The organism is Dethiosulfovibrio peptidovorans, from assembly GCA_002748665.1.
Lineage (GTDB): Bacteria > Synergistota > Synergistia > Synergistales > Dethiosulfovibrionaceae > Dethiosulfovibrio > Dethiosulfovibrio peptidovorans_A.
In genome coordinates, this window is the sequence record PDTB01000012.1 from 1 (window position 1) to 8924 (window position 8924).

Sequence of the window (8924 nt, forward strand, 5' to 3'; positions counted from 1 at the left end):
CCCAAAGAGAAGCACAAAAATATAAAGGGTCGGACTCTTAATACCTACCCTCCAAGGACGCAAAAGTTATAATACTACAAAATAGATAAAAACGTCAAGGGGGAATGGCAAACTCAATTTTCTGACTTATTGTCATCTAGGGGCACTATATCCCGAACATCGACTGAGAGCCAACGATTGACGGCCAGCATGAAGAAACCGACCAAAGCGAAGGGAAGAGTGAGGGCCGTGCCATCAGCGATCCATCCTAGAAGCGGAGCACCCACTACCGCCACAAGAGCACGAAGTTGACTGTCCACCGAAAGGACCGTCGCCCGTACGTTCCGATCCATAAGGTCACCGCAGAGATCGACGAAGATGGGCTTTCGAGCATCCTTCATTACATAGAGGCAGACAAAGATGAGGCTAACGATCAGCGGCGTTCCCCACAGAGATGCCCCCGCCAGAATCAGGGCAGCCCCTCCCATGGCATCGAAGGAGATGTTCATAAGCCACGACGATGAAAGGTGACGTCTGAGACGCCACACCGAGGCTGATGCCAGTGATCCTGCCAGGAACAGAGAACCATAGACACCCCCAAGCCACAGGGCTAACGTCTTGTCCCCGTTACCCGACAGATTACCCACGATGAGAAGGGACAGCATCGGTTGTACGTAGTCCTTGACGATCTTGAACAGACCGTCGTAGATGGACGAACTGAGCAGCGTTCGACAAAGTCGCCGATCTCCTAAAACGGACCGAATTGTCTTGAAGCTGAAAGCTGTAAAGCCGCTATCGTGATCAGACCGATCCGACTGGGGATCACCGTCAAGCCAGTCAGGGTAAGTCCAGACCAAAAAGACATCCCCCAGAGAGGGCAAAGCAGAGAGAAAAAAAAGCCACCGATACCCCGGAAGCCCCAAGGCCAAGGGGACAGCCAAAAAGGACGATAGGGCTGACCCCAAAAGGGACCAGGCTCTGGTTCGACCGTAGACGAAGGTTTTTTCGTCGAACCACCCTCTCTGCTCTAGGTACACATAGATCATGGCTTTGTGGACTCCCGAACGGAGAGCGTCGCCCAAGCCAAAAAACACCATGGCGACTCCAAAGGTACCTATGCCTTTTCCCAAAGCAAGTCCACAAAAGGAAAGGACGTAGAGCACAAAACAGATGAGCAGGATACGTTTTCGTCCCCAATAATCGGCCAGCAGCCCCGAGGGAACCTCAGCCAGATATGTCATACTCTCTCGAACAGAGTAGAGGACCCCTACGTGGAAGAGAGAAAGCCCCAATCCAATGAGGTAGACTACCAGGAAAGGTTCGAAAAACCGCAGATTTTTGAAGAAACCGTAGAGGCGGAACTTCCAAACCATGGGATCCCGTAAGATGTTTTTTCTATTCATACACGAAAGCCCCCCAACAGCAGAAAGACACAAGACGGTCCCGATCGTGCTAGAGTACATTCGCTGCTTCGACGAAGATACCTACTCTCCGAGCAAGCTCAGACAAGAGACCTCGTTGTTCTCCATTTTTGAGAAGAGGGTAGATCTCCTTCTGCAGTAGCCAGAGCTCCAGTTTAACGTCGGCCAGATCCACAAGGTCCAATAGTTTGATGAGCCCCTGAATGCCTCTATCTCGATTCTGAGGAGCTCTCAACATACCCACGAATTGGTGAATTTTCCTCCAAGCTTCCGCCTCAAAACGCTGTCGATCCAAGGAGAGCCCCAACCGCTGTCCCCATCGAATCAGTTTCTCCAGACCTTCGTAGTCTGGAGCATCTTGCCTAAGGCCAACGGAGAGACGATGGTCCAGAAGAACCGTAGCAGCTAAACGAAGAGCCCGCCCCCCACTCCCATGCACGAGAAGAAGGCTTTCGTCTCTCACGACAAGTGGGCCTGCAGTATCCATCAGCTCATCCTCAGATATTCTCGTTAACCTCGACAAAACTCTACCCCGGCTTTCCCTAAAAAGATGGCGAACAGAGTAAAGACGATGCCCGAAGATCCTTTGAATTTCCCTGAGATCTCCCTCAGATACTCCGTCTTTCACCGCGTTGAGAAGGGACTGAGGAGACATATCGTCCAAAGGATGTGACCCACACAGAGCCCGACGACCGCCCCGCCAGAGAGCAAGCACAATGAAGGTCCCCAATTGTCCGGTTCTGTTCGATTGAAGCGACACCGTGCCCAGACACGCTTTGCCATCAGGAAGAGAGATTTTGTCCAGCACGACATCGAGAGGTCTGACGAAAGGAAAATCAGTACACTGTGAGTCCATACCGAGAAGCGAATAAAGTCCCCAATGTGCGGCTATCCGGCACAGATCCATGGACTCGGGCTCGACAAAGCACGAGAAAACCCGCCGACCGTTGAGGAACTCGGGAACGTTACTGGGGGCCCCCTCAAGCGCGGACAGAAAACGACCCCGAAGGTCATCCTCACCAAGACTCTCAGCCAAGTCAAGGGCTCGAGCGGCGTATTGAAGATCCTGAATCGATTCGATCCGGGAGATATCGTCGAAGAACCACCCACAACTGGAGAACATGAGAATGGCGCACCGCTCCATCTCAAGAGCCGTCAGAGCGATGATCGCTTCGTCCCGATCGAGTTCCCGTCCAGCTTCCTGACGCAGAAAATCGAGACGGTCCTGAAAGGAGATGGAGCAACTGAGCTCCTCAGATCGATCCCGGGTGCCCCACGGATCGGGGACGAGATTCGAAAGCTTCTCCTCGTACAGCCGATCAAGACCGACGTGGAGCTCCTCCAGTGCCGACCGAAGAGGGCCACGCCATCTCTGATGCCACCCAGGATGTCCTCCGTCAGCACACCCGCAGTCCGACCGCCAGCGCTCGACACCGTGGAAACAGCTCCAGGAAGACCGCTCAATGATCTCCACGCCAACCATGGGCGGCATCATCTCCAAAAATTGCCCGTAGACCGTCACGGAGACATCCGGCGAATTGTCGAGCTCATCCAGACACGCTGCCAGAGCCATCTCGCCAAAACGGTGATGGTGCCCGAAGGTCTCGCCATCCACGGCCACGTGCTCAAGCACCGGGTTCCCTGTATCAGGGCAGGAATCGATCATTCGCTGAGCCAGGCGACGACCATCGTCCAGTGCAGAGCCAAAAGCTATTTCCTGGGCCAGGGTGGCGTCATAGAAAAAAAGGGAGATCTCTCTACCCGAGGGAAGGCAACATCGATAGGGACGGGATATATCCACCGGACCGTCTACGGCGATCCGGGATATCTGGTGAGGAGCAAGCACGGTGAACCGAATCCCCTCTCCCGCCAGTACCTCCAAGGTTGGAAGATCGACGGCAGCCTCGGCGAGCCACATGCCCTCGGGCATACGGCCAAAACGACGACGGAAATCCGCGATCCCCCATACGATCTGAGCCCGTCGATCCCGCTCGGAGGCCAAGGGCATGATAGCGTGTCCGTAGACCTGGGCCATAGCAGGGCCATGGCCTCCAAATCGCTCCGTCCCGACCCGATCGGCGTCGATCATGGAGCGATAGACCCACGGACGATGGGTTTCAAGCCACCGAAGCAAGGTAGGGCCCACGTTGTAGCTGATGGACTCATAGCAATTTCTCATGGAGACGATTCGCCCCCGGTCGTCCAGAATTCGAGCGGCACCGTTCGGTCCGTAGCACTGATCGGTGATTCTCTCGTTCCAATCATGCCAGGGTGCCGCCGACGGCTGCTGCGGCACGACCTCAAGCCAGGGATTTTCCCTGGGGGGCTGATAAAAGTGTCCGTGGATGCACACATACCGGTTCATGGTTCACGACCTCCCTTCGCCGATCACTGGATATCTCCGTCTGGGACGAGGATCACCGCCGCCAATGGCGGAACCGTCAGCTCCAAAGAGCGAGGTTGACCATGCCACGGCATCTCTTCAGTCGCAACAGCTCCCATGTTACCCATACCACTGCCGCCATAGATCTCCGCATCGGTGTTGCAGACCTCCCGCCACAGGCCCCCTTGAGGGACACCAACCCGATACCTCGTCCGAGGCACTGGAGTAGCGTTGAGAACTGCCACTACCGGTCGAGCCCCCAGAGGACGCATCATGCTGAAGACACTCTGCCACTTGTCAGCACAGTCGATCCATCGGAACCCTTCGGGAGAATGATCTCGATGCAAAGCCTCCTCGTTTCGATAAAGCCGGTTCAGGTCGGAGACCAGTCTCAGGATCCCCCGATGCTCCTCATGTTCCAACAGATGCCAGTCCAGAGAGACCTCGTGGTCCCACTCCTTCTCCTGACCGAACTCACCACCCATGAAGAGGAGCTTCTTGCCAGGATGGACGATCATGAGGGCCAGGAGCAAGCGAAGATTGGCCCTCCTTTGCCAGAAATCACCGGGCATCTTGGACAGGAGAGATCCCTTGCCATAGACCACCTCATCGTGCGAGAGGGGAAGAATGAATCGCTCCGAGAATGCGTACCAGAGTCCAAAGGTGATCTGCTCGTGATGCCACGAACGATGTACGGGCTCCCGAAGCATATAGGACAGGGTATCGTGCATCCACCCCATATTCCACTTCATCGAGAACCCGAGTCCCCCAAGGTGAGGAGGCCCCGTGACACTTGGCCAATCGGTGGACTCCTCAGCTATGGTAACCACATCGGGGAAACTCCTGGTGATCTCCGCGTTAAGCTCCCGAAGAAAGGCAACGGCCTCCAGGTTCTCGCGACCACCGTAACGGTTTGGCTCCCACTGACCATGGGACCGTCCGTAATCCAGGTAGAGCATGGACGCCACGCCGTCCACCCGCAATCCGTCTGCATGATATCTGTCCAGCCAAAAAACGGCATTACTGATGAGGAATGATCGGACCTCGTGACGCCCGTAATCAAAGATAGCGCTGGTCCAGTGAGGATGGTATCCTCGCCGGGGATCGGGATGTTCGTATATACACGTTCCATCGAAAACCGCCAGACCGTGACCGTCGGCTGGGAAATGGGAGGGAACCCAATCGAGGACAACGGCGATGCCCTTTTGGTGCAGGTAATCGATGAGATACATGAGATCTTCCGGTGTCCCGTACCGCCCCGTGGCAGCGAAGTACCCCAGGACCTGGTATCCCCAGGAACCATAGAAAGGATGTTCCATCACAGGCATAAACTCCACAGCTGTGAACCCCGCCTCCAGAACGTAGTCGGCCAGGAGAGGGGCCACATCCCGATAGGAGAGAAAGGTATTTCCATCCCCTCGACGCCAGGAACCCAGATGGACCTCGTATACGCTCCAGGGACCGTCAGGTCCTAAACGCTCTCCCCTACAGGCCATCCATTCTTGGTCACCCCAGTCGTATTGCGGCGACCAGACCATGGAAGCGCTTCTCGGCGGGGTCTCCCACCGCTGGGCCATGGGATCACCCTTTTGGATCCATTCTCCCGAGGATATTTTGATCCCGTACTTGTAGAGAGACCCTCGGGACACACCGGGAATCCAGCCTTCCCAGAGTCCACTCTCGTCATCTCGACGAGAGAGGGAATGAACAGCAGGGGTCCAGTTATTCCCATCCCAGAGGACCGAGACCTCCCAGGCATGAGGAGCCCACAGAGAAAAGGTCGTTCCAGCCCCTTCGACACGGGCGCCAAGGCAGTCGTACAGACGATAATGCCGCCCTTGTCGAAAAAGGAAAACGTCGTAGTCGCTGGGTCTCCAGTTCATGGAAACACCCCCAATCGTATCGATCTTTCTACATATTTATTATATCCCATGGAGCATAGTACAATGAAGAGGCAGCAAGGAGGTGTTTTTCATGAGAAAAGCGGCTGTACTCCTTCCCCTTTCGTCCCTGCCGTCTCCCTGGGGCGCCGGAGATTTAGGAATTGAGGCTCGCCAGTTTGTTCAGTCTCTGGCTCGATCAGGTGTAGGTGGATGGCAGGTGCTTCCACTCACCGAGTTGTCGCCTGTTTTTGGCTATTCGCCCTATAGTCCTCTCTCTGCCTTTGCCGGCGATGTCCTGTATGTGAGCCCCGAGATGCTGGCCAAAGAGGGATGGATTAAGGAGTCGGACCTCCCGAAGAGGCTTCCAACAGGCCCAGCCAACTTCGGTCAGGCCCGAAGGATCCGACTGGATCTGATTCGCCTGGTGTGGGAACGGCATCGAAATAATCAAGAATTTTCTGGCTTTCGGGATAGAAACGATCACTGGCTTCGAGAGTACTGCCTCTTCAAAATACTCAAGAACCGACACGGTGACCTGCCGTGGAATCTCTGGCCCGAGCCCTACCGTCTTCGGGATGAAGGAGCTCTCGACGTACTGGAGGCCGAGGCTCATAACGAAATAGATCAGCTGGCCTTTGGTCAATTTTTGTTCTTTCGACAAGAGCAACGTCTGAGGCAACTGTGCACCGAAAAAGGCGTGGACTTTCTGGGTGACCTTCCAATCTACGTAACCCACGACAGTCCCGATGTTTGGGGACATCCCGAGCTTTTTCAACTGGGCGACGACCTTCAACCAACGTCCATCGCCGGAGTCCCTCCAGACTATTACAGCGTCGACGGACAGACCTGGGGGAACCCCCTGTACCGGTGGGAGAATCACGAGGCAACAGATTTTAACTGGTGGATGAGCCGCCTCACACACAGTCTCAACCTCTATGACCGGGTGCGGCTTGATCACTTCCGGGGACTGCTGAGCTATTGGGCCATCCCATCGAATGCGACAAGTGCCCGGGAGGGACGATGGCAAGACGCACCTTCTCAGGCGTTTTTTCAAGCTCTCCGGCAAAAGTTCCCCAGCATGCCATTTCTTGCCGAAGATCTGGGCATCATCACACCGGACGTTCAAAAAGCGATGAAGGATACGGGTATCTCCGGCATGGCAGTGCTCCAGTTTGCCTTCGACAGTGACGTGGGCCAATCCCCCTATGCACCCCATAATCTGAGTCCCTCGATCACGGTCTATACCGGAACCCACGATAACGATACAATAAAGGGGTGGTACCAAACCGCTCCAGATAAAACCAAGGAAAATTTAAGAACCTACACGGGAACAGACGTTGAGGACTGCTCAGCCTCATGGACACTGATACGATTGGCTCTGGGCTCAGTGGCAGATATGGCGGTCATACCGGCTCAGGACCTCATGGATCTGGGATCCGATGCCCGGATCAACCGCCCCTCAACCATCGAGGGGAATTGGACGTGGCGCCTTTCCCAAGAGGGGGTGCCCCAGGAGACCTTTCAACGACTCGAACGTCTTCTGAAGATTTATGGTCGCTCTCTTGACGAGAAGCGATCTTGCAACGAAGAGATACAGAAAGGGTGATAGGCATGCAGATGCAGGCACACAGGCAAAACGAGTTAAGTACCTCACTTCGACAGATGCTAGAACAGGAGGTCTCTTTTCGAAAAATAGCCTACTTTTCCATGGAAATCGGCATTAAACCAAGCATCCCTACGTACTCGGGGGGACTAGGTGTCCTGGCAGGTGATATCCTGAAGAGCGCCGCCGACATGGGCGTCCCCGCAGTGGGGATAACCCTGTTGTATCGCAACGGGTACTTCGATCAGAGCTTCGATGAAAAGGGCTGGCAGAAGGAATCCCCCGTCATATGGAACCCCTCGGCCGAGCTCTCGCCCCTCCCCAACACGGTCTCGGTACCCCTCAGAGGTCGAGACATCAGAATTCGGACATGGCACTACCATATCCAAGGTCTCTCAGGATATACCGTCCCCGTCTATTTTCTTGACACGGACATCGAGGAGAATCATCCCGATGATCGGTGCCTCACCTGGGATCTCTACGGGGGGGATCAGACGTACCGTCTATGCCAGGAAGTTCTCCTGGGGGTCGGTGGACTGCGAATGCTGCGGGATCTGGGCTACTCCGGAATCGAGACGTATCACCTGAACGAGGGACATGCCGGATTCCTTACCCTGGAGCTCATGAGGGAACGAGGATATTTTGACCCTGAAAAAATCAAAAAACAGGTTATGTTCACTACCCATACTCCCGTTCCGGCAGGGCACGATGTCTTCCCTTTCTCAATGGTGGAGCAGACCATCTCCCCCACGTTCGCCGCCACACTGAAACAGATGCTTCCTCAGGCCCAAGGGGTATCCATGACCGAGCTGGGCTATGTATTCAGCCGATACGTCAACGCGGTGTCGAAAAGACACGCCGAGGTTTCCCGACGGATGTTTCGATCCAACCAGGTGGACTGGATTACCAATGGAGTCCATCCCGGAACCTGGGTGAGCCCCAGTATGAAGCGGCTGTACGACTCATACATACCAGGATGGGAGAACGATCCTGGACGACTGGTTCAGGCCCTAAAGATCCCAGGGGACATTCTGTGGCGGAGCCACCAGGCCGACAAGACCCGACTCATCGCCACCATCCTGGAGATGACCGGACGCTCCCTTGATCCCGACATCCTCACCATCGGTTTTGCCCGCAGAGCCGCTCAGTATAAGAGAGCCGATCTGATCTTCACCGATGTACAGAAGCTGCTTGAGATTGGGGCTGGGCGGCTCCAACTGGTCTTCGCCGGAAAAGCCCATCCACAAGACGAAGGGGGGAAGGCCCTGCTTCAAAAAATCCACAGAATCATCCAAGAAGTCGACAAAACCATATCGGTCGTGTTTTTGGATAACTACAACATGGGGCTCGCCACCCATCTGGTACAGGGCGTCGACCTGTGGCTCAACACCCCCTCCAGGCCTCACGAAGCGTCAGGGACAAGCGGCATGAAGTGCGCCCTCAACGGAATCATGAGTTTATCCGTCCTGGACGGCTGGTGGATTGAAGGCTGGGAGGAGGGTGTCACCGGGTGGGCCGTGGGACCTGAGCCCAGTGAAACTGACCTGCTGAACTACGACAGTTCCCTGGACGCAATGGACCTTTACAAAAAACTGGAACAGGATGTTATTCCCACATACTACGCAAACAAGACACAGTGGGTCCAGATGATGCGC

At 55.2% G+C, this 8924-nt stretch carries 5 protein-coding genes; 2 read left to right on the top strand and 3 right to left on the bottom strand.

Annotation, left to right across the window (positions count from 1 at the left end; translation table 11 throughout):
* Nucleotides 1–113 precede the first annotated feature (113 nt).
* Genes CSA35_01145 through CSA35_01155 form a run of 3 tightly spaced genes read right to left on the bottom strand, consistent with a single transcriptional unit; the run spans nucleotide 114 to nucleotide 5666 of the window.
* Nucleotides 114–1442 carry a hypothetical protein gene (locus CSA35_01145; GenBank protein PIE55393.1) on the bottom strand — a complete coding sequence of 443 codons (1329 nt, stop codon included), beginning with the start codon at nucleotides 1440–1442 and terminating at the stop codon, nucleotides 114–116.
* Nucleotides 1432–3765, bottom strand: a complete 2334-nt coding sequence (locus tag CSA35_01150) for a glycoside hydrolase (GenBank protein PIE55394.1) — start codon at nucleotides 3763–3765, stop codon at nucleotides 1432–1434. Before CSA35_01150 ends, CSA35_01145 begins: the two co-directional genes overlap by 11 nt.
* A 23-nt stretch (nucleotides 3766–3788) precedes the next feature.
* The gene (locus CSA35_01155) at nucleotides 3789–5666 is read right to left on the bottom strand and encodes a 1,4-alpha-glucan branching enzyme (protein PIE55395.1); all 1878 of its coding nucleotides are present in this window, start codon (nucleotides 5664–5666) and stop codon (nucleotides 3789–3791) included.
* A 91-nt stretch (nucleotides 5667–5757) separates the two neighbouring features.
* On the opposite strand from CSA35_01155, the gene malQ reads away from it, so the two are divergent.
* On the top strand, nucleotides 5758–7272 hold the full coding sequence (malQ, locus tag CSA35_01160; GenBank protein PIE55396.1) for a 4-alpha-glucanotransferase: 1515 nt from the start codon (nucleotides 5758–5760) through the stop codon (nucleotides 7270–7272).
* On the top strand, nucleotides 7269–8924 hold a 1656-nt coding region (locus tag CSA35_01165), incomplete at its 3' end, for an alpha-glucan phosphorylase (protein ID PIE55397.1). The genes malQ and CSA35_01165, both read left to right, overlap by 4 nt.